Source organism: Spirosoma pollinicola, from assembly GCF_002831565.1.
GTDB classification, from domain to species: domain Bacteria; phylum Bacteroidota; class Bacteroidia; order Cytophagales; family Spirosomataceae; genus Spirosoma; species Spirosoma pollinicola.
This window is the reverse complement of record NZ_CP025096.1, coordinates 7,055,589-7,078,298: the sequence shown is the minus strand read 5'-3', so window position 1 is coordinate 7,078,298 and position 22,710 is coordinate 7,055,589. Positions and strand designations below refer to the sequence as shown.

Here is a 22,710-nt window from a genome sequence, read left to right as displayed (position 1 = left end):
AGATTTACTTGACAAACTAACGAACGTCTCGTACCTTTGCACTCCCAAATATCGGGAATGATTGAGAAAACAAGTTCAACGCTTTGGTTATCAATCAGTTGACAGGAAAAGTTGAAAAAGTAAGTTTTAAAAATAACTTCAACTTTACTTGACAATCGGGAAATAAAGTGTACCTTTGCACTCCCAAACAACGAGACACAGTTTAACTGGTTTAAACGACACCTCAACAACGCTTCGACCAACGGGTCAGGCGCCAAGTTCTTTGACAAACGGTCAGCACAATAAACAACTCAACTTCACGACTTCGGTCGTCGGTTGAACAAGACAGTCACGCCACTGGCGTGACACAATTATTTACGACTAGCTAGCTAGTCCTCTCAGAACCCCTACTGATCATCGTCTTGGTAGGCCGTTACCCTGCCAACTAACTAATCAGACGCAAGCCCCTCTCATACCCATAAATGTTTACCCGTATCACCAGGTGATCACACGGGACCGTGCGGGTTTACCCCAGCTTTCGCCGGGCTATCCCCCAGTATGAGGCAGGTTGCTTACGCGTTACGCACCCGTTTGCCACTGTCCTTGCGAACCGTTCGACTTGCATGTATTAGGCCTGCCGCTAGCGTTCATCCTGAGCCAGGATCAAACTCTCCATCGTAAATAATTGTGTGACCACTGAAGTAGTCACGATGTTTATAGCCTTAAATAGTGCTAACCTATTGATGTCAATACGTCAAAGAACTGTCTCTCTTTCGAGATTGAGGCCAACCGTTGTTGGCCTTACTTATATTTGGGAGTGCAAAGGTACAACACTCTTTCTTTCTTGTCAAGTAAAAGTTGAAATTATTTTTCATCAACTTTTAAAATTCCCATTTGTAACTCGTTGACTAAAAAGCAATTAGATTTTAAATCCGCTTACTCTTTCGTCGTTTGGGAGTGCAAAATTAGGTGTTTAATTTCCTTTACGCAAGCATTCTTTAAAACTTTTTTGAAATATTATTCTTCCTGAAGAAACGGATATTCGTATGATTTTGGTGGAACAAAGGTTTCCTTAACAGTACGTGCTGATACCCAACGATATAAGTTCAGAGCTGATCCAGCTTTATCGTTTGTTCCTGACGCCCTCGCGCCACCAAATGGTTGTTGTCCAACTACGGCCCCTGTTGGTTTATCATTGATATAAAAGTTACCAGCGGCATTTTGAAGGGTCTTTGTTACCTGTTCAATTACATATCTATCCTTCGCGAATATGGATCCTGTTAGTGCGTATGGCGAAGTAGTATTCAAGATTTGAAGCACATTTTCAAATTCCGAGGGCTCATAAACATGTATCGATAAGACGGGTCCAAAGATCTCTTCACACATTGTACGGTATTTCGGGTCATTTACTTTTAATACTGTAGGTTCGATAAAATAGCCTCTTGACCCGTCATAATTTCCACCTGCTACTACCTCCACGCCTTCACTTTTTTTGGCTTCGTCGATGTAGGCAGTAATTTTCTTGAAAGCACGTTCATCGATAACAGCGTTGACGAAGTTGGAAAAGTCTTCGGTCACGCCCATTTTTATTTCGCTTAAGAACTGTTTTATCTTAGCTTCTACGGCTGGCCAAAGTATAGTAGGGATATAAGCTCTTGAGGCTGCTGAGCATTTTTGGCCCTGGTATTCAAAGGCGCCCCGTACCAATCCTGTTGCCACTTCATCGACGTTTGCCGACACGTGAACCATAACAAAATCTTTCCCGCCCGTCTCCCCTACTATACGTGGATACGTTTTGTATTTGTGAATGTTTGCGCCAATTGTACCCCAGATTTTTTGAAACACACCCGTACTACCCGTAAAATGTATTCCGGCAAAATCAGGATGATTGAAAATTACCTCTCCCGCAACGGGTCCATCTACATAAATCAAGTTGATCACGCCAGATGGAAGTCCTGCTGCCCGAAGCACGTCCATGATCACTTTAGCCGAAAGGACTTGTGAGTACGCCGGTTTCCAAACAATTGTGTTTCCCATTAAGGCGGCAGATGTTGGCAAATTACCGGCTATCGCCGTAAAATTGAAGGGCGTTAGTGCAAATATGAACCCTTCGAGTGGTCTGTATTCCAACCGGTTCCACACTCCTGGCGATGAACTGGGTTGCTGTTTGTATATATCTGTCGCGTAATGAACGTTGAATCGAAGAAAGTCGATCAGTTCGCAAGCGGAATCAATTTCTGCCTGATACACATTTTTCGATTGTCCAAGCATTGTAGCCGCATTGATTTGAGCACGATACGGGCCAGCAAGCAGATCGGCGGCTTTCAGAAACACACTTGCTCGATGCTGCCAGGATAAGTTGGCCCAAGATTCTTTCGCTTCTAATGCTGACTGTATCGCTTTTTCAACGTGCGTTGCATCGCCTTCATAGAAATACCCTAATGTGTGCTGATGATCGTGTGGGGGCGCAACACGGAGTTTACGATCAGTGCGTACTTCTTCTCCCCCTATATACATTGGAATATCCGTTTCCTGAGAACGAAATTCAGCTAAAGCTTTTTTGATGACTTCACGTTCCGGCGAACCAGGACGGTATTCTTTTACCGGTTCGTTTACCGGTGTTGGCACGTTGAAAAATCCGAATGACATAATGAAGTGTTAGTTTTTACAAATTTAGGTATTACGCTACTTATCCACTAATCAACAATAGTTTTCCACATTTTACGCTATTCTACTCAATTCATTACATTGATTTAACGTACTTTGTAGCCTTATTTTGACTTCGTTTATGCGTTTTTACAGCACAAACAGTCCACAGTCGACTGTATCCACCAAGCAAGCCCTTTTCCAAAGTATGCCTGCTGATAAGGGGCTTTACATGCCAACCCCTTTACCTACTCTAGGCGTTGACTTCTTCACAGCCATTGCCGACCAATCTTTGGCCGATATTGGCTTCGCAATTAGTTATGCTTTATTTGGGGATGAAATTAATAAAGCTGATCTGGAGGAGTTGACACATAATGCATTCCCTTTTGAAACACCTGTTATTCAGCTTGAATCTGGTAAAACAAGCGTTTTGGAGTTGTTTCATGGTCCGTCATTAGCGTTTAAAGATGTTGGTGCTCGCTATATGGCTGCACTTATGTCCTATTTTTCTAAACAGAGTGACAAGGAGGTTAACATTTTAGTCGCCACATCAGGAGATACAGGTGGAGCTGTTGCCATGGGCTTTCATAATGTTCCGGGTGTTCGGGTTTCGATTTTATATCCGAGTGGTCGTGTAAGTGAATTACAGGAAAAACAGTTAACAACTCTGGGTGGAAACATTCAGGCTTTTGAAGTGGATGGCACGTTCGATGATTGTCAGGCTATTGTAAAGCAAGCCTTCGTTGATGCCGAACTGAATGCGCATTTATCTTTGTCATCTGCCAATTCTATCAATATATTTCGACTTATTCCACAAGGTTTCTATTATGTGAGCGCCTATGGCCAGGTCCAACATTATGGCAAGCCGGTGGTCTTTTCCACACCAAGTGGAAACTTTGGCAATTTAAGTGCTGGAGCTATGGTTCAAAAAATGGGCTTGCCAGTAGCTCATTTTGTTGCTGCGACTAATCTTAACCATGTAGTTCCCAGTTACCTAAAATCGGGTAATTATTTACCTCAAGCTTCCGTTGCAACTATTTCAAACGCTATGGATGTGGGTAGTCCCAGCAATTTTGTTCGGTTGGCTCATCTGTACAATTACGATTACAACCAATTTAAAACGAATGTTTCTGGCTATTTTTATGACGACGAAGAAACACGTGCTGGTATGAAGCGTATTTACGATCAGTACAATTATGTGTCTTGTCCTCACACGGCTATTGGTATCATGGGTTTACAAGATTACATGACAGACAGTCAGCAAGATGTTATGGGAATCTCCCTAGCTACGGCGCATCCTTCGAAATTTAAACCACTCGTTGAAGAAGTGCTTGGACATCCAGTCGAAGTTCCTGAACGATTAGCTGAATTAGCTCACCGTTCAAAGAAAAGTATCCCCATTCCCGCAGAGTATGAAGCATTCAAGGAATCATTTCTGCAAACAGTTTAATAAAGTTATCCACAAAAATGGCCCCATTTGGATGAATAGGGCCATTTTTGTGGATAACTTTTACTGGTGTTGATAAGTACCAATTAACTCTAATATTAGTTTAGGGTATCACCTCTTAAGGCTCTGAAGCGTTTACGAGCCTCGGCTCCGTAAATGCTTCCGGGATATTGAGTAAGTACCTTTTGATAAGCATCCATTGCAGCTTGTTTGTCTTTTAGCCGCTCTTCATAGATTTTTCCTTGCGTAAACATTGCATCATCGCCCAAGATATCGTTCGGATATGATGCGATGATTTTTTTTAAGTCTTCAAGAGCCTCTGCATTCTTCCCCTGTTTCATATACGTATTTGCCCTAAGCCACAGAATTTCATCAGCCAGGCTATGATCTGCATATTTTGTCAACATTTTGTTTAGGGCACTCACGGCCTCATCTGTTTTATTCTGAAACAGTAGCAGATCAATGTCGGCGTACTCCCTCATAGCAGCTTCAGTACTATCCATGCCTGTGTTATCCACTATTAGCAGGCTAAGTTGTTCTGCATCGTTAGCAATTTCTCGGGAAGTAGCTAATTTAAGTACGTCCAGCAAATCTTTCGATACAGCTAGATTTCCCCTGTAATAATGAAGCTTTGCGTTCTTTATCTTGGCTTCGTAACCCAAAAGCTCTTCTTTCTGGGACTTCTCAACTTGTGAGTATAGTAAGGTCGATTCCCAGGGTTCGCCTTTGAGCAGATAGATGTCGCCTTTGTCAAGCTTACACCGATCCACAAAATTTCTGTCAGACTTGCCCAGGTCAATGGCGAGATCTAATACCGTAAGAGCGGTATCTTTACTATCCAAGTAGTTTCCGTAGAGGTTAGCGGTGCTACGTAGTGCTTCGAGTGTTTTTACATTCGTTCCCACTTCCTGTAGCATTCGCTGGTAGTCACCGATTAGTTTGCGAATTTCAACTTTATCCACAGGGTATGTATTTTTTACTTGCTCTTCCCGTGCATTGATCACCAATCGACGAGCAAATGGATAAAGCTGACCTTGTGGATAAGTTGTGGATACGTATTCAAATGATTCAGCAGCCGTTTTGTACTCTTTATTATTCATGGCTAACATGCCAAGATCGTACACCCGACTGCCATTTAATTTGAGTCGTTTATCAGTTGCTTTCTCCTGTAAAAGTGCTCGGCTGAATTTTTGCTTTTGTACGAAATACCAAATAAGCAGTTCATTGTAGGCCAACTCGTTTGGTTCCTGCTGAATTTTGGTATAAAGTGCTTTTTCCACAAGTGGTTCATCTTTGGTGTTGATAAACCCCTGTAAGGCGGCTAATACTGTTTCTTTCTTCTCACTTTGCTTACTTGTTGTGATGATCTCATCTATTGATTTTTCAGTTTGACCGGTTGCCCGATATAAGGCCATTAAATCCTCACTGTAGGCCGTTGGTTCTTTACTTACCTCTCGTGCCGTTTCCAATGAACGGATGGCCCAGCGGCTCTCTCCGGCTTCGTTAAAGGCTGCCGCAATTTTTTCAAGCTTTGCAATTGATGATTTGCTTGATTGTATAGCCGCAGCGTACATTGTTTTCGCTTGTGTCGTGTCACCCTGCTGGGTTGCCAGTTGTCCACTCAACAAATCGTAGTAAGGCCGATTACCTTCATCACTTTTCTGTTGCTTACGCAAATACTTTACGGCTTCTTCGGTCTTATTACTTTTTTGTAGGCTATACACATACCGCGACAACTTTATCCACGTCACATCTACTTTTAACAGCTTGGCGTATTCATTCGCAGCTTTTTCGAAATCGCCGGCTTTATAATACTCTTCTGCCAAACTCGCTCCCCCTGATAAAGGCACGGCCTGTCCCCAGGCAAACCCGGCAGACATCAGCCACAATAATGCAATAATGACTTTTGACCTTATTAACATTTTATAAAAGAGCTTTTTAAAAGAAACGTTGTTTTAACCATTAGCTGTGTGGATATGTGTATAAATAAGTTGTCCACTTATGAATATACTGAATGTGGATAAGACCAGCAACATATCCACCATTTCTACTTTACTTATCCACCCCTAAAGTACTTATTATTAAGTAAATAACATTTTATCCACAAATGGTATGTTGATAGCTTGTGGATTTGTTTATAAACTTAATACACAATTCTGGTTGGGGAAAATTTGTGGAGTGACAGGGTATATGTTGCTGTTTCTCCACACAAACATCGTTGTAGAAAACCATTGTGGATTACTTATATAGTCTTCCACAGTGTATGTCCCTCTTGTAAACAAATTATCCACGTTGCACAAGGAGTTATACACATGGTTATTCACACAAAAATTTAACTTTTTTAATTTAGAATTGACCTTTTCCTTACAGGGCTGAAAACGGGTACTTATATGGGTATCAAGGCAATTATTATGCCTTCTTTAAAACGTAGATTAAGCTTGATGAGTTACCGGTGCGCTTTGCCTGTGCATTTGAGGCTAGTCCTACCTGTACGCTTTTTAAATAGTCTGTTTTTCCGGTTTGATAGCGCGTACTTAACATAGCTATATAAAAAGCATCAAATACCATTGGTAGCTTATTAACTAATACAAAGCCATGTTTGTTGAATAGCGGCTCGATGGTCGAAGGGGTAAAATGGTGTAAGTGTCGAGGAACATCATAAGCGGCCCAATACTCCTTAAAGTAATTGGCGTCATACGAATCTGAATTTGGAACGGCTATTAGTAATGTCCCCTGTTCTTTCAGTAACTGGTGAAGCATGGATATGGATTCACTTAAATTAGGAATGTGTTCAAGTACATGCCAAAGTGAAATAATATCGAAAGGTTGCGAAGTGGATAGTGTCGCCAGATTTGGCTTGATCTCTGCCTGAAGCTTTTCAATGGCAATAGCCCGTGCATCGGGGTCAGGCTCCATACCTGCTACTTGCCATCCACCTGCCCGGCAACTTTCTAGAAAGGCACCTGTCCCGCAACCTACATCCAAGATTTGACCGGGCTTACCGTTTAGTTTATTGATAAGATTGAGCTTGGATCTTAGCGTGTAGTTTCGAACCATCCGATACGCCGTGTTAATCAGACCACCACTTTTATCGTTGTGTGAAACGTACTCTTCCGACTTGTAGTAAGAACCAATTGACTGTTCATTTGGTCGTGGATTTGTTAACCTGAAACTACATTTTTGACATTGCTGGATAGTGAACTTTTGATTGCTAACCAGATAGTCCTGACAAACTATATAATTACTGAATGTGCTATTGCCACAAACCGGGCATTGAGTTACGGTTTCCAAGACGCTTATCAAAAAATGAGTGAACACAAAAAAGCTGTGGCTTTATAGATAAACCTATAAAGCCACAGCTAAAAACTAACGGCCCATATAGACCAATAAGATTGATACATCTGAGGGACTTACTCCGCTAATCCTTGATGCCTGACCAATAGTTGATGGACGAAGCCGCTTAAGTTTTTCTTTACCCTCAAATGAGAGCGCCTTTAATCGGTCGTAGTCAAATGTTGGGTTGATTGACAAACTTTCCCATCTGTCTAGTTTGTCCGCATTTAATTTCTCCCGATTAAGGTAATCTTCATATTTGATTTCAATCACTGTTTGCTCAATGATCTCCTCCCCTACCCCATCGGGCATTTCTGGCATTGCACTGAGAATTCCTTTTACGTCAGTCTGATCTATCTCAGGGCGTTTCAGTAATGTGTAAAGGCTACTTTTTTCCCTCAATGGAGCACTGCCTTTCGACTCCAGGAAGCCATTAATCTCTTCAGGTTTAACTTTAGCTGATCTGATAGCATCGGTCAGTTGAGCTATACCTTCACGTTTTTTGACCATTGAATCATATCGTTCCTGTGAAGCTAGTCCAATCGCATACCCCTTTTCGGTAAGCCTTAAATCAGCATTGTCCTGCCGAAGCAGCGTTCGATATTCAGCCCTTGACGTAAACATGCGGTAGGGTTCTTCGGTACCTTTTGTAATCAGGTCATCGATCAAAACTCCAATGTATCCTTCCGACCTTTTGATTGTAAATTCGGCTTCTTCTTTGGTATTCCGGTGCGCATTGATGCCAGCCATCAGTCCTTGACACGCTGCTTCTTCATATCCCGTAGTCCCGTTTATTTGCCCTGCAAAGAATAAATTATGGACTAATTGAGTCTCAAGCGTAGGCTTTAATTGGGTCGGTGGAAAGAAGTCATACTCAACTGCATAACCAGGGCGGAACATTCTGACGTTCTCAAAACCCTGAATTTTGCGCAAAGCATTGTATTGTACTGTTTCGGGCAATGAAGTCGAGAATCCATTTACGTAGACTTCAACTGTATCCCATCCTTCTGGTTCTACGAAAATCTGATGCCGGTCCTTGTCGGCGAAACGGTTTATTTTGTCTTCGACTGAGGGGCAGTAACGCGGCCCAAGACCTTTGATACGACCCGTGAACATGGGTGATTTATCAAAGCCAGTCTTCAGTTCATCATGCACTGCCTGGTTGGTATAGGTGATCCAACAACTCCGTTGCTTGGTCAATGACGGGGTATTTGTGTAGGAAAATTTACCTGGATTTTCATCCCCCAGTTGCTCCTCCATTAAGGTGTAATTCAAACTTCTCCCATCTACACGTGGAGGAGTACCGGTTTTCATACGTCCCGACTCAAAACCTAACTGAACCAATTGCTCTGTTATACCAGTGGATGCTCGTTCGGCTGTACGACCGCCACCAAATACTTTCTCGCCTATAAACATTTGTCCATTCAGGAAAGTCCCGTTCGTTAACACAACGGCTTTCGCAGAAAACTCAACACCTAAACTCGTTTTTACGCCACTAGCGCGACCATCTTTTACGACTACTTCAGTAACCGAATCCTGCCAAAAATCAACGTTTTTATTTTCCTCTAATGCTTTACGCCACTCCCAGGCGAATACATTTCGATCACTTTGGCATCTAGGGCTCCACATGGCAGGGCCTTTTGACCTATTCAGCATTCTGAACTGGATCATGCTTTTATCGCTAATGATACCGGACATTCCCCCAAGTGCATCCACTTCACGAACAATCTGACCTTTAGCTACGCCACCCATAGCTGGGTTGCAGGACATTTGCGCTATGGTTTGCATATTCATTGTAACAAGCAAAACTTTAGAGCCCATGATTGCTGCAGCGTTGGCCGCTTCGCATCCAGCATGACCTGCACCTACTACAATGACATCGTATGAAAAATGCATTTTTGATAATTTTTGAAAAATGTTTCACGTGGAAACTTTTCACAAAATTGTAGAAAGTTGTTGAAAAGGTAAAACGTGTAAAGAAACTGATACGAAAGCAACAAAAAACCGCTGACCTTAGTGCGAGATCAGCGGTTTTAAAAAAAAACTGAGAAATTACTTGCTTACTTTCTGTAAATATTGATTTGCTTCCTTTTTATAAAAAAGGTTATAGTTAGGCGTAACTGAGCGAAGCACTTCGACTTGTTTCGTTTTTTGCTGGGTATTAGTGGAATCAAAAAAGGACGGAGTACTGTGCTTTGTTGACTTAGCAGCTTCAGCTTGACGCTTGGGATCTTCTTCTTGTTGTTTAAGTGCTTTTTCGGATTCGAGCAAACGAGTTAAGATTTCGTTTTGGCGGTTAATTGTATTTGAGTTCACACGCTTATTGACTAAATCAGTTTCTGCTTCATCCATCTTATCCATTAGCTCTTTAACTTGTTTCTCTTGCTGTTTACCCGCTTCAGTGCCTTTTGCATTTTCTTCCAACTTCTTTAGCATGCTGCGAATCATTGCTTGTTCGGCAGCCATCTGAGAAAGCTCTTCAGAAAGTCCTCTACCGGTCTTCCCTCCTTTCTGCATTTGCTGCATTTTGGCATTCAATTGCTTCTGCATATCGCCCATGCCTCCAGGTTTTTCACCTTTTTTGCCACCTTTACCCTTTCCTGGCATGGCCATAGCGTTCATTTGCTGCTGCATATTCTTCAATACATCACTCAACATTAATGCTAAATTATTGATCGATGTCATTGCGAATTGTTGCTTGGAGGAAGCCATGCTCAACCGACGATCGCGCAACTGTTGCACACTTTCGTCCATATAGAACTTCATATTTGTTAACTCTCGTGTTACAAAGGATTGAATTTGTACCACGCGGCTAGCTAAAGCATTTAAACTATCTTCAATAATTTTAGCATCATCCTGAAGCTTCAATTGCTCCTGAGAGAGTTTGGTGACCCGAGGATCTTGAAGGCTCATTCCACGGAAATCCTTCATCACACGCTCCTGCCCAAATGATAGAGTGATAAGGTTGTCGAGGATGTTGCGTAAGTCGTCAATATTTTCCTGCATCTCTTCCATCTCAGAGGATTGCATGGATTCTTTCATCGCCTTACTCATTGCCTTCATAGATTTGGCTGACTTTTTCTGTTTAGAGGAGGCCTGTTTACCCTGGTCACTCTTCATATTTTTAGTTGCTTCCTCCATATCCTTCTCAATTTCCTGCTGCTCCTTCTCCGAAGGCTCAGGCTTATTTAAGTCGTCCTTTTCAGCCTGCTTATCAATCTCTTTTAGTTGCTCCTGGGTGTTTTTAAAGTCTTCCTGTGACTTCTCCTGTTGCTTTTGCTGGTCCTGTGATGTCTGGTCTTTCTTCGCGTTTTCTTCTGCCTGCTTCTCTAATTGCTCAGCTTGCTTCTCTAAATTTTCGGCTATGTTGTTGACCTTCTGTTCAAGTTGCATTTGTTTGAAAAGCTTAAGAGCGCGATCTAAATCGCGTTCCATGTTCTTTTCCTTCCGGCTTAAACGGTCAAGCATGTCTGATGCTTTTTCATCCTGTTTACGTTCAAGAAGTTGTTTCAATTGCTCATAAAGCTGCTTGGATTCCGGATCAAGTAAATCTTTGAAAAGCTTTTGAAGCTGTTCCATTTTGTCCTGCATGGCCTGATTCTTTTCTGCAAACCGTTGTTGAGTATCGTTCGTTTTCTGCATCTGCTCCTGCAGTTTTTGAACTTCTTTCATCAACTCTTCTCGCTTCTGCAAAATATCCTGGAGCTGTTTTTTGTCCTGAAAATCGGATGATTTTTTCGTTCGCATCCGGTCTTCCATTGTCTGGAGTTCTTTCTTGATTGCCTGAGTTTTGCTTAATGCATTGTCAATCTGCTCTTCTGTTTTTTCAGCAGATTTATCAACCTGTTTTTGAATTTCAGCATTTGAAGGCACCGTAAAATTTAATTGATTCGAACGGCTAGACTTAGCTCCATTAACTCCATCATTGTCCCAAACTTGTACGAAATATTCAAGACGATCCTCCTGTCCAAGCTTTAAACTGTCTAAGGACCAATTGTAAACGAAGTTTTGAGAAGTTGTCGATTTATTAATTGGAATATCCTTAACGTATATAAGTGACGCTTTTCCGTTACGATTAATTTTGTAATTCAAGCGTAGTTTAGAAAAACCGTAATCATCAGAAACAAGACCGGAAAGGGCAATGTAATTGTATGTAACGGTGTCCTGAATTCGATCGACCGAAATTTGAGGATAACGGTCTGGAATGATTTGAACATTGTACTGAATCGTTGATGGCGATGCAACCTGACCGTTTTTAAGCGAAACGGTATAAGCTGAATTTTGCATCAAACGCCGATTCAGAACAAAGGTATTTTCATCAACTAGTTTGGCTGGTGAAGGCTTTGCATCCGTATTAAAACGGAATAGAAGTGAGTCTGTATGATCTGCTGCAAACTCCCAATTTACTACCGTTCCCTGTGGTACCAGTAAGTTACCTACATTAGAAAGCTGCTCGGAAGGCTTATTCAAGTAAGCTGGATAATCAAGCTTAACGTTAAACGAAAGGACTGAGGGACGGTCTAGTAATGAAACTGTATACTCAGGCGAGTTATAGCCTGAAGCTTCTAAATGAAAGTCTAAATCACGTTGAAGATTGTCAAAGTTATAGGTGAATTGATTACCGGATTGTTCAAGTTTAAAACGGGTGCCATTAGCGACAACATACACTGCTTGGGGTACTGCATCACCAACCAATTTCACCGAAAGCGGGAAATCTTCGTTTCTAAAAGCCTTAAGCGCTTTGTTCTGTACAATAAATTGAAACGGGGCTTCCTCTGCAAATTCTTTGTTATAGTTAACAAGACGAGTTGATGACTTTGTGAAAAAGCCCGGATTTAAGATCAGGATAAGTAAAATTAAGGCTAACGGCGGAATAGCATACTTTAGAAATTCCCGATTTCGACTTATCTGAATAGCATTCGCAAATCGATTTATCAGCAACTGTTGCGAGCGTTGATTCAAGCTTGCACTCAGTAAATCGCTTTGATCAGCTGAGATGCGCTGAAGTTGTAATGTGTTTAATAACTTATCCCCTACTTCAGGAAAAAAGGTGCCAATCTGGCGAGCTGCTTCATCATTAGATAAAGGCTTGCTCAGGCCATATAAATTCAGTAGAGGCCGAATTATTAATAAGTAAAGGCCTACCATAACAGTCAGTAGAAAGCCGAAAAATAAGGCTCCCCTACCTACCGAATTAAATCGACCAATAAATTCTGCGGTGTTGATGAACAGGTAACCGCTTCCTAGTAAGGCGACAAAAAATAAGCTACCCTTTACTAACTGGTTCTGAAAATAGCGTCTTTTATACTCGTCGATGCGTTGGAGCAACGTAGAATATGCATTAGATGATTGCATAAGAATTCAGGTTCATCAGTTAAACTAATAATGACTCGAAATACTGAATAACATGTTGCTTCAAGAAGTTTTCCTGGGCCATCAAATCGCCAAATGGGAGTGGCTTCGTTAATGTCCATTGCGGCCAACCGTCTTTGTCAAGCCCTTCAAATGTGTAATAACCCTGTGAGCTTAAAATTCGGCAAACAGCGATATGCATCAAATCCTGTTTCGCTTCCTTGGAAAAACGTTTCGGACCATTTCCCAATTCTTGTACCCCAATCAAAAACAGAACTGCATTGAGATCGACTGGGCGTTTTCCTACAAGAGTCTGTAACTGATCAAGTAACTCTTCCCACGATTTATTAATACTATTTTCGTTCACGACGCTCATACATTTTTTCTTCTCTCTAAATTACAACGTTTTATCTTATCTAACGAATGCCTTTCATGCTTCTGATTGTACATAGATTATTCGCCAATTTTTTTGACCTTCTCTTTCCAACTCTTTGCCTGGGTTGTAATAAGTCATTAGGTGCAAATGAATTAGTGTTGTGTACGAGATGCCGAATCAATTTACCGGAAACCAACAAACATCAAGAACCCTATAATCTTGATCTCCTCAATAAGTTTGCCGGAAAAGTGCCTGTTCAGTTTTTAGCGTCGTATGTTTTTTTTACCAAAGGTGGAATTGTACAAAAGCTGATTCATGGTATTAAGTACAAGGGTCAGAAAGAAGCGGCAAAAGAGATGGCTAAATGGTATGGCTATCTGTTAATTTCTGAAAGTAATCTGGTTAATGAAATAGACGTATTAATTGGCGTTCCGTTGCACAAGAGCCGTTTTCAACAGCGGGGCTATAACCAGGCCGATTGGATTGCAGAAGGCTTATCTGAAGCACTTAACGTTCCAATGCGTGCTGATGTTCTCATACGGAAACGTTTTAATGAATCACAGACCCGAAAAAATAGACTAGAACGCTGGGAGAATGTGAAAACAGTATTTTCTGTAAATAATGCCGATGAAATTAAAGACAAAAAAATTGTGCTGGTGGATGATGTCTTGACAACAGGAGCCACACTTGAAGCATGTGCAATTGAATTATTGAAAGCTGGATGTAAGTCAGTTGGCATCCTGACGTTAGCCGCAACTCATCGATAAGCAAAAGCGCTCATCCATTTCTGAATGAGCGCTTTTGCTTATAAACGTCTCTACTGAAAATCTATTTGTTTCTACCTACTCCGATCATAGCACAACGGAAACCGATCATAGCTGTTGCAGAATCCTGATCTAAGAACCGACGGGTACCAGGAGATAACCAATAAGCTACATCACCCCACGAACCACCTTTGTAAACCCGCAGTTTATCATCTATCAATGATTGACGATTTTTTGTATCATAGTTTTTAGATTCATCCAGATAACCATTACGGCGAATTGGGTTCAGGTCGTTAACATCTTGGTAAGACAATGGGCGATAAACGTCATATACCCATTCATTTACGTTACCAGCCATATTATACAAACCAAAATCGTTGGCTGGATATGCATAAATTTCTGCGGTGATAATAGCTCCATCATTCGAACGACCGGCTATACCAGCGTAGTCACCACGACCCCGTTTAAAGTTTGCCAGCATTTGACCCTGTTTCCGGCCCTTCTTAGGGTTACGAACAGAAGAACCATCCCATGGGTAGATCCGCTGATTGATTTGATTCTCGTCCATGTATTGAGTTCCAATCAGGGCTTTTGCTGCATATTCCCATTCGGCTTCTGTTGGAAGTCGGTAATCAGGTAATACCAGACCACTTTCGAGGCTTGGTTTTGCCGGAGCCGCCGATGTCGATGCTGTAGTAGCTTCGGCTAAAGCAGGCTCCTCAACGGTTTTAGATTTCCGTTTCAACGAAAAACCGCCCCCCTTTTTCTTTTCCTTTGGAGCGCCCCCTTTGGCTAATTCATTGTTTACCGCGTTTGAACGCCAAACAGCATAATCACTAGCCTGCACCCACGATACACCCACTACTGGGTAATAGCGGAATGCAGGATAACGCAGGTATTGCGTTACATACGAATCGTTGAACGATAATGGGTTTGCCCATACAGTTGTGTCGGGCAGGGCTGCTTTTACTACTTCTTCTGATGAATCGCGTGAAATAGCGTTCAGATATTCAAGGTAGTGAACGTTTGCCATCTCCGTTTCATCCATATAAAATGATTGAATCGAAACTGTCCGCTCGCGGTTGTCGCGGCTGTTCATTACATCTTCCTCAAGGGCGCCCATTGTGAAGCGACCGCCTTCGATGAAAACTAAGTTAGGACCAGCTTTTTGGCCTGCGAATTTTTTAACCTGAAAACCGTCTTTCTGGTTATAAGCAATCCCCGTCGCTGTACTTTTCTTGCCAGGCTGCACGCTGGTTGGGTGCTTGGACTTGCAAGATGCCAGGGCCGCCATTGCCAGAAGCACATAAGCCGCTCGTTGCAGGTGATACTTTTGAATCATTGCTCTATTTTTGTGTAAAACGTAGGTGCAAAAATCGTAATTAATTCGTCAACGCACCCATTATTTCGTCTAATTGCTCGACAGAATAAACATCTGAGTGTGTAATAATGGGTCTTCCTTTCGATTCTTTCAGGGAACCCTTCGTTGGGTTCCGCTTGATGTACTCAATTACCTTGCCAAATTGGTCAGACTTGAAGAACTCATCGTTCCCGTTAGAAACGAAGTATCCTTTCATGATATTATTCTTGAGCGTCAGTTTTTCAAGGTATAATTGCTCAGCTTTCCAGCGAACGTTGACCATTTTTATTAAATTTTCAACTTCTTCTGGCATTGGACCAAACCGATCGATAACCTCCTGTCGAAATGCCTGAACCTCTTCTTTGTTTTGAAGACTATCCAGGCGAGTATATAACGCTAGTCTTTCAGAAATATTCGAGACGTATCGTTCAGGAATAACTACTTGCAGATCAGTCTCAATAACGGTGTCAGGTAATGACAATTTAAAGTCTCCAGGTTTGGTCTCGAACAAGTCTTTAAATTCGCTCTCACGCAACTCCTGAACAGCCTCATCTAGTACTTTGTGGTACATTTCGAACCCAAGATCATTCACAAATCCGCTCTGCTCAGCCCCCAACAAATTACCTGCTCCTCTGATGTCAAGATCACGCATGGCAATTTTAAATCCTTCGCCCAGATCTGAAAAATCCTCAAGGGTTTGGAGTCTCTTGCGGGCATCTGCCGTCAGCACGGATGGCGGTGGTGTCAGCAAATAGCAAAAAGCTTTTCGGTTCGAACGCCCCACCCTTCCCCGCATTTGGTGTAAGTCGGATAAACCAAAATAATGAGCGTTGTTTATCAGGATTGTATTTGCGTTGGGAATATCCAGCCCCGATTCGATAATATTGGTAGAGATGAGCACATCAAAATCGCCTTCTATGAACCGCGTCATTACCCGCTCAAGTCGGTCGCCTTCCATCTGTCCGTGGGCTACCCCAATTCGAGCTTCTGGCACCAATCGCATAATTAAGTTGCCGATCGACTCAATATCATTAACGCGGTTATGGACAAAAAAGACTTGTCCGCCCCTCCTAACTTCATAACTTATGGCGTCCCGAATCGTGGCTTCATTAAATGGATGAACTTCTGTAGTAACAGGCTGGCGATTTGGTGGTGGTGTGGCAATAACCGATAAATCGCGGGCACCCATCAACGAGAAGTGTAAGGTTCGCGGAATTGGTGTAGCTGTGAGTGTAAGCACGTCGACCTCAACGCGCATTTCCTTTAATCTATCTTTTGTTTTAACACCAAACTTTTGCTCTTCGTCAATTACCAGCAGACCCAAATCCTTAAACTTGATGTCTTTATTGACGATTCGGTGGGTACCAATTAGAATACCAATTTCACCAGAAGCCACGCCTTTCAAAATCTCCTTTATCTGACCCGCTGTTCTAAACCGATTGATGTACTCGATTTTAACCGGAAAGTCGGATATACGGTCTGTGAACGTTTTAAAGTGCTGCATGGCTAGAATCGTAGTGGGCACCAGCACAGCAACCTGCTTGTTATCTGTTACAGCTTTGAAAGCCGCACGTATAGCAATCTCTGTTTTGCCAAAACCAACGTCGCCACAAACGAGCCGATCCATTGGGTGCGGCTGTTCCATGTCGTCTTTCACATCGTTGGTCGCTTTTGCCTGATCGGGCGTGTCTTCGTATATGAAAGATGACTCCAATTCGACTTGCAAAAAACTGTCGCGACTATAAGCAAAACCCGGAGCGGTTCGGCGTTTGGCATATAAGGCTATTAATTCGCGGGCGATGTCTTTTACCTGCTTTCTGATGCGCGATTTCTTCTGCTCCCACTCTTGCGAGCCAAGCTTACTCATGGTTGGCGGACCACCTTCACGACCGCTATATTTTGCGATTTTGTGAAGGCTGTGGATACTCACCAGCAATATGTCATTATCGCGGTAGATTAGTCGAATTGCCTCCTGTTCGTTTCCGGCATGATCCACTTTTTCGAGACCAGCAAAACGGCCAATGCCATAGTCTACGTGCGTAACGTAATCGCCCGGTTGAAGTGTTTTTAGCTCCCGTAAGGTTAAAGCTTTTGACTTCGAGAATTTGTCCTGAACTCGATATTTATAGTACCTGTCGAAGATCTGGTGATCGGTGAAACACGCAATTTTCAGGGCTTCATCCATGAAACCTTCCCGTAAACCGATGTTCATGGGTTGGAATTTAATGAAGGGATCAAGCTCCTCGAAAATGGTTCGCAGGCGGTCCAGCTGCTTGTAGGATTCACCCGCAATAATATTCGTAAAGCCTTTTGCTTGGTTGTCGCCCAGCGTATCGATCAACCGCTTAAAATCTTTGTTAAACGACGGCTGAGGTTTGGAACTGTACTGCTGGCGACCCTCTGTCTTGAAGTAAAATTTTCGCCCAAACTCGACTGTTCGGAAACGCTTTAACTCGTTCAGGAATGTTCGTCGGGTTTCAAACAACGCGTTTGGATCTGATACCACCTGAATACCGCCACTACTGGCCACGATTGTCGCAAAGTTTTGCTCAGCTTTCTCGAAGCACTTTTCGATTATCTCCAGAGTGAACTCAACGTCTTTTGCCCAGATGGTTGTTGCCTCGGGTAGAAAATCAAAAAACGGTTCCCGGGTTTCCTGCGTTAGCTTCGTCTGGATATTTGGAATGATGTTAATGAACTCAACCGGATCTGTCGAAAGTTGCGATTCCGGATTGAATTTGCGAATACTCTCTACCTCATCACCAAACAAATCGATCCGAAATGGGAATTCGCTAGCGAACGAAAATACATCGATAATACCCCCGCGTACGGAGAATTGACCTGCTTCGTATACAAAGTCTGTCTTTTCGAATTCATAGGTTTGAAGCAATTCCGACACAAAATGCGTATCCAGTTTCTCCCCTACTCTTATTGTTAATGTGTTGGCCTGTAAGGAGCGTTTGTTGATAACTTTCTCCGATAATGCCTCAGGATAAGCTACCATCAACAAGCCATCTTTAGGTGCCGGGTTAAGTTTGTTCAGCACTTCGGCCCGCATCAGAACGTTGGCATTTTCTACTTCTTCGTATTGATATGGTTTCTTATACGACATCGGAAATAGCAGTACCTCACGACTCAACAAATTTTGCAGGTCATTGAAGAAGTAAGCGGCCTCATCGCGATCGGTTAAAATGTAGAGATGATTCCCCCCGACGGATTTGAAAATTACCGAGGCAAGTACTGCATCCAGGCTTCCTGCCAACCCCTTTATTTGCAACCGTTGTGGCTCTTTGGAAGGCTTTCGGCTAAACGGTTCTGTTAGCAGTTTTATAAAACTATCATCGGTATAAAGACCGATCAATTCTTCAGGTTTCAAGCGAAAGTCAGGTTGTTTGTCAAGCACGAAAAGCCGCTCGAAGGATACTCCGGCGGCAAGTTAGGGTAACAGCAAGTTTTAGAAATTTGTTGCGTCAATCATTCATTTCAACTCCGACATTTGCGAATAGGCTATGCCTTCTTTATCCAGCATTTTTTGAATTCGCGGACTGTCTTCAAATACAATTACGATCTCCTTTTTATCAATATCTTCCTCCTCATCCACCCATTTCCAGTCTTCGGCTGTAGCATCAAGGACGTTTAAAATACTTCCCAATTTGGCTGGATCTCGCTCTTTGCTGATGAGCTCGTTTGTGTTTGTGAAATACAAAATCAGCCGTTCGTCTTCCAGCCATTGTAAGTCATTGAGCGAATCGTTGAGCGCTTCCAGGTTAAAAGTGAAATTGGGAATCTCAATTATATCAGCCATTTCCTCGTAAAAATGACGAAGCGTTGTTGCGTGTTTTCCGTCGATATGGGCTATAAAATCAGTCGCAAATCGAGCTTCAAGCTCACGTTCAGATTGACAGATAAGGACGTTGGGTGTCATGTGTTTTTTATAAAAAAGCGGTACTTGTGGAATCTAAAAAATGTTTCCACGTGAAACTGATAATCAAGCAGTTGTAATGCTATGTAACCACTTAAACCCTGGTGACTTAAGTGATTTTAGTAAAACGCACTAGCAAAAGTACAATTTGCATGCACAAAAAAACCCTCTTTTTTGAGAGGGTTTTTGGGTCAATCTAGTTCAAAGAAAAGAGGGGAATTCGGGCGGCTACCATGCTGTGAAACATAAGCTCCGTTATCATGGGCGTCATGTATTTGATGAGCGGAAATTCTGAAATAGATTCCATAACTTCCAGTTCCGAATCGGCCTTAAAGATGCACCACAATTTTTGACGATCAATCGATAACGAATAGGATAACAAGAACCCTTTTTCCATTAACTCCTCCACCTTGAGCCGCTGGGCTGGTATCCGGTTCTCGAACCCTTCATCCATCACGGTCGGAAGATCAAATTCAACCATATATTGGCTCATAGGCATTAGCATTAGCTAACAGCCGAGGTTTGTCGGTCTCCGGCTATCAGCAAATTAACAACGTTTAGCTCATCTTCGTTAATCGAGTGCGGAAAATTTGGATACAATTTCGTTGTTACATCCGCGCCCATCTGCTCAAATATACGCCCAGAGTCCAGAACACGGGTTTTTGGAATGTGTGAATCAATATCGCTACAGCCTAAAAAAATAGGGGTGTTGCTAAATGAACCTTCATAATTTCGGGGCGTATCGTCGGGGCCGATCAAGCCACCGCTTAAACCAAATACGCCCCCGTATTCCATAGCGTTGCGCGCCACAAATTCAAGCATTAAACAAGCGCCCTGCGAGAATCCTAGCCAGTAAATCTGTGGCAATTTAAAATTATAGTCTGACTGCAAACGAGCTCGTATGCTTGCCATCACTTCCAGTGCCGAAGAAAGATAGGGTTCATTGTCATGCATAGGTCGCAAAAACGATTGCGGATACCAAGTGTTTCCTTCTGCTTCCGGCGCGATGAAAGCGAAATCTTTATCCTGAATATAATTCGACAATGACAGGATGTCCCGGGCTGAACCACCGCGGCCATGAACCAATATCATGACTTTACTTGCTTCGTCAAGCGGCTTGCCAGCGGTGCGATAATTGTTTGGATTGTGTATCATAAGTCGATGAACACAGGGGCACGGAGAGCACAAAGTTTTTAAGCAAATGGTAATTCTCTGTGTTCACTGTGCCTCTGTGTTTGAAAAAATTATTTTAAACTGATTACAGGTAATTCAGCTTCAATTTTTGCCCGACGGGGTTCGTATTGAGGTGGAAGTTTTAGGGCAGTACCTAACTCGACTACGGGCTCATCGACAGCAAATCCTGGAGGATTTGTAGCTATCTCAAAGAGAATACCACCTGGCTCGCGGAAATAAATACTATTGAAATAATTACGATCCTGGACCGGCGTCACATGATAACCACCCTCTGCCAATTGTTCGTGAATGATCAATTGAGTCTCGTCAGAATCGGTAGAGAACGCAACGTGGTGAACCGAGCCAGCACCCTGTAATGCATGTACATCTTTAGGTGAATGCAATACATCGACAAAGTTGCCTGAACCCCCTTTCCCGGCGGTAAACCGGAAGCGGCCTTCCTCCTCTCCTACCAGCGTATGTTGCATGGTTTCGGTTAGCAGTTTAATCGTACGGTCAGGGTTCAGCTCATTCAGCGTTACTGTGTGAAAACCACGAACGGCGTACTCAGCGGGAATGCGGCCATTATCCCAACCCGGCCGTTGATCATCGTCCGTAAACACAAGCTCAATGCCCATGCCGTCAAAATCTTCGAACCGCACATAGGTTTCTGAAAACCGTTTGTAAGGGCCAGCATACGGAATGTTACGTTCGTGTAGCCGATCCATCCAAAAGCTAATGGCGGCAATAGGTGCAGAAAAAGCAGTGTACGTCAACTGCCCAACACCTTTCCGTCCACGAGGCAAATTGCCGTAGGGAAAAAACGTCAGAATCGTACCGGGCGACCCGGTTTCGTTACCATAGTATAAATGATAGACATCGGGCGCATCAAAATTGACGGTTTTTTTGACCAGCCGAAGACCCATAATGTCGGTATAGTAATCAACATTCCGCTGTGTGTCGCCTGCAAGCGTTGTAACGTGGTGTAGGCCGTTTATGAGAGTTTTCATACAATTGAAAAGTGGTTAACGTTTGAAAAGGTTTAATTCGTGTATGTGTATTTGATGTATATACATTTAATTTTAGAAAATCGTTCAACAAAAATGCCCGACTGATTATAGCCAGGCATTTTTGTTGAACGATTTTCTCAGCAAAGAGAAACAACTAAAATTATTCCATCAGGAACGGATAATCTTCCTGCATATAAACATCTTTGAACGCTTCTTCAGGAAGTGGGTAAGGCGACTCTTCAGCAAATTTGACAGATTCATCGACAATCACTTTTATCTTCTGATCGATAGCCGTTAACTCGTCTTCGGTAGCAAAGCCTTTTTCGAGAATAGCTGCTTTCACCTGTTCAATCGGGTCACGCATTTTATACTTCTCAACTTCGTCTTTTGAGCGGTATTTCTGCGGATCAGACATTGAATGACCACGGTAACGATAGGTGCGGAATTCCAGGAAGGTTGGGCCTTCACCAGCGCGGGCACGTTCGGCGGCACGACTAACCGCTTCGTGAACGGCTTCGACACTCATTGCGTCGACGGGTTCTGCTGGCATATCATAGGCTTCGGCAAGGGTGTAAAGTTCGGTAACGTTCGAGGTCCGCTCTACCGAAGTTCCCATTGCGTAACCGTTGTTTTCAACAACGAAGATGGCCGGGAGCTTCCAAAACATGGCCATGTTGAAGGCTTCGTGTAATGCTCCCTGACGAACCGCACCATCACCAAAGAAGGTGATTGATAAGTTACCAGTCTTGTTATATTTCTCTGAAAAGGCAAGACCCGCTCCCATTGGAATCTGTGCACCAACGATACCATGACCGCCTACAAAGTTGACAGATTTATCGAAGATGTGCATCGAGCCACCTTTGCCTTTCGATGAGCCAGTTTGTTTTGCGAACAACTCGGCCATGATCGCTTTGGGGTCTGAGCCAAGCGCAATTGGGATACCGTGATCACGATAGGCCGTAATCCATTTGTCATCTTTTGTAAGGGCAGAATAAGAACCCGACGAACAGGCTTCCTGACCTATATATAGATGGCAGAATCCACGGATTTTTTGTTGACCATAAAGTTGCCCGGCTTTCTCTTCGAATTTCCGTTGCAACTGCATGGATTCATACCAATACATATACCGCTCTTTGGGATGCTGTACTTTCGTGGCAACGGCCGACTGGGCTTCCGTAGCCTTACCATTTTGTTTGGGTTTCTCTTTGACGCTTGCCATGAGGAATGTGTTCGATAAAATGAGCTATCGCTGGCGCTCTGCCGTTACGGAAGGAGACTGTTTACCTAACAAACCGACCGTATCTTTGTTGCCAATTTTATTGCTCATGCATTTATAATAACTATACGA

15 protein-coding genes and 1 other annotated feature are annotated in these 22,710 nt (G+C 42.9%); of the genes, 2 read left to right on the top strand and 13 right to left on the bottom strand.

The window, feature by feature from the left end:
• Positions 1–333 precede the first annotated feature (333 nt).
• Positions 334–611: a sequence feature (16S ribosomal RNA rRNA prediction is too short), on the bottom strand.
• Positions 612–996: 385 nt separating this feature from the next.
• Positions 997–2,628, bottom strand: a complete 1,632-nt coding sequence (pruA, locus tag CWM47_RS29810) for an L-glutamate gamma-semialdehyde dehydrogenase (protein ID WP_100992223.1) — start codon at positions 2,626–2,628, stop codon at positions 997–999.
• Positions 2,629–2,767: 139 nt separating this feature from the next.
• On the opposite strand from pruA, the gene thrC reads away from it, so the two are divergent.
• Positions 2,768–4,075 carry a threonine synthase gene (thrC, locus tag CWM47_RS29805; protein ID WP_100992222.1) on the top strand — a complete coding sequence of 436 codons (1,308 nt, stop codon included), beginning with the start codon at positions 2,768–2,770 and terminating at the stop codon, positions 4,073–4,075.
• A gap of 95 nt (positions 4,076–4,170) precedes the next feature.
• Here the strand turns inward: thrC and CWM47_RS29800 are convergent, their stop codons facing one another.
• The 5 genes from CWM47_RS29800 to CWM47_RS29780 all read right to left on the bottom strand — a co-directional run bounded on the left by CWM47_RS29800 (position 4,171) and on the right by CWM47_RS29780 (position 13,133).
• Positions 4,171–5,994 (bottom strand): tetratricopeptide repeat protein, encoded by a 1,824-nt coding sequence (locus tag CWM47_RS29800; RefSeq protein WP_100992221.1) that lies wholly within the window; start codon positions 5,992–5,994, stop codon positions 4,171–4,173.
• Positions 5,995–6,481: 487 nt separating this feature from the next.
• On the bottom strand, positions 6,482–7,129 hold the full coding sequence (locus CWM47_RS29795; RefSeq protein WP_317046666.1) for a class I SAM-dependent methyltransferase: 648 nt from the start codon (positions 7,127–7,129) through the stop codon (positions 6,482–6,484).
• A 309-nt stretch (positions 7,130–7,438) separates the two neighbouring features.
• Positions 7,439–9,301 carry a tRNA uridine-5-carboxymethylaminomethyl(34) synthesis enzyme MnmG gene (gene mnmG, locus CWM47_RS29790; RefSeq protein WP_100992220.1) on the bottom strand — a complete coding sequence of 621 codons (1,863 nt, stop codon included), beginning with the start codon at positions 9,299–9,301 and terminating at the stop codon, positions 7,439–7,441.
• Between the two features lie 156 nt (positions 9,302–9,457).
• Positions 9,458–12,760 carry a DUF4175 family protein gene (locus CWM47_RS29785; protein WP_100992219.1) on the bottom strand — a complete coding sequence of 1,101 codons (3,303 nt, stop codon included), beginning with the start codon at positions 12,758–12,760 and terminating at the stop codon, positions 9,458–9,460.
• Between the two features lie 19 nt (positions 12,761–12,779).
• Positions 12,780–13,133, bottom strand: a complete 354-nt coding sequence (locus CWM47_RS29780; RefSeq protein WP_100992218.1) for a hypothetical protein — start codon at positions 13,131–13,133, stop codon at positions 12,780–12,782.
• 56 nt (positions 13,134–13,189) lie between these two features.
• Between CWM47_RS29780 and CWM47_RS29775 the strand changes: the two genes are divergently transcribed.
• Positions 13,190–13,900 carry a ComF family protein gene (locus CWM47_RS29775; RefSeq protein ID WP_100992217.1) on the top strand — a complete coding sequence of 237 codons (711 nt, stop codon included), beginning with the start codon at positions 13,190–13,192 and terminating at the stop codon, positions 13,898–13,900.
• 61 nt (positions 13,901–13,961) lie between these two features.
• Here the strand turns inward: CWM47_RS29775 and CWM47_RS29770 are convergent, their stop codons facing one another.
• The 7 genes from CWM47_RS29770 to pdhA form a co-directional block, all read right to left on the bottom strand.
• Positions 13,962–15,239 (bottom strand): SUMF1/EgtB/PvdO family nonheme iron enzyme, encoded by a 1,278-nt coding sequence (locus CWM47_RS29770; protein WP_100992216.1) that lies wholly within the window; start codon positions 15,237–15,239, stop codon positions 13,962–13,964.
• Positions 15,240–15,279: 40 nt separating this feature from the next.
• Complete coding sequence (gene mfd, locus CWM47_RS29765; RefSeq protein WP_100994119.1) at positions 15,280–18,633, bottom strand: transcription-repair coupling factor; 3,354 nt, start codon at positions 18,631–18,633, stop codon at positions 15,280–15,282.
• A 102-nt stretch (positions 18,634–18,735) separates the two neighbouring features.
• On the bottom strand, positions 18,736–19,182 hold the full coding sequence (locus CWM47_RS29760; protein ID WP_100992215.1) for a barstar family protein: 447 nt from the start codon (positions 19,180–19,182) through the stop codon (positions 18,736–18,738).
• A gap of 193 nt (positions 19,183–19,375) precedes the next feature.
• The gene (locus tag CWM47_RS29755) at positions 19,376–19,672 is read right to left on the bottom strand and encodes a muconolactone Delta-isomerase family protein (protein WP_100994118.1); all 297 of its coding nucleotides are present in this window, start codon (positions 19,670–19,672) and stop codon (positions 19,376–19,378) included.
• Between the two features lie 11 nt (positions 19,673–19,683).
• Positions 19,684–20,334, bottom strand: a complete 651-nt coding sequence (locus CWM47_RS29750; RefSeq protein WP_100992214.1) for an alpha/beta hydrolase — start codon at positions 20,332–20,334, stop codon at positions 19,684–19,686.
• A gap of 89 nt (positions 20,335–20,423) precedes the next feature.
• Entirely contained in the window at positions 20,424–21,362 is a 939-nt protein-coding gene (locus CWM47_RS29745; protein WP_100992213.1) for a ring-cleaving dioxygenase, read from the bottom strand.
• 160 nt (positions 21,363–21,522) lie between these two features.
• Positions 21,523–22,581, bottom strand: a complete 1,059-nt coding sequence (gene pdhA, locus CWM47_RS29740; RefSeq protein WP_100992212.1) for a pyruvate dehydrogenase (acetyl-transferring) E1 component subunit alpha — start codon at positions 22,579–22,581, stop codon at positions 21,523–21,525.
• Between the last annotated feature and the right edge of the window lie 129 nt (positions 22,582–22,710).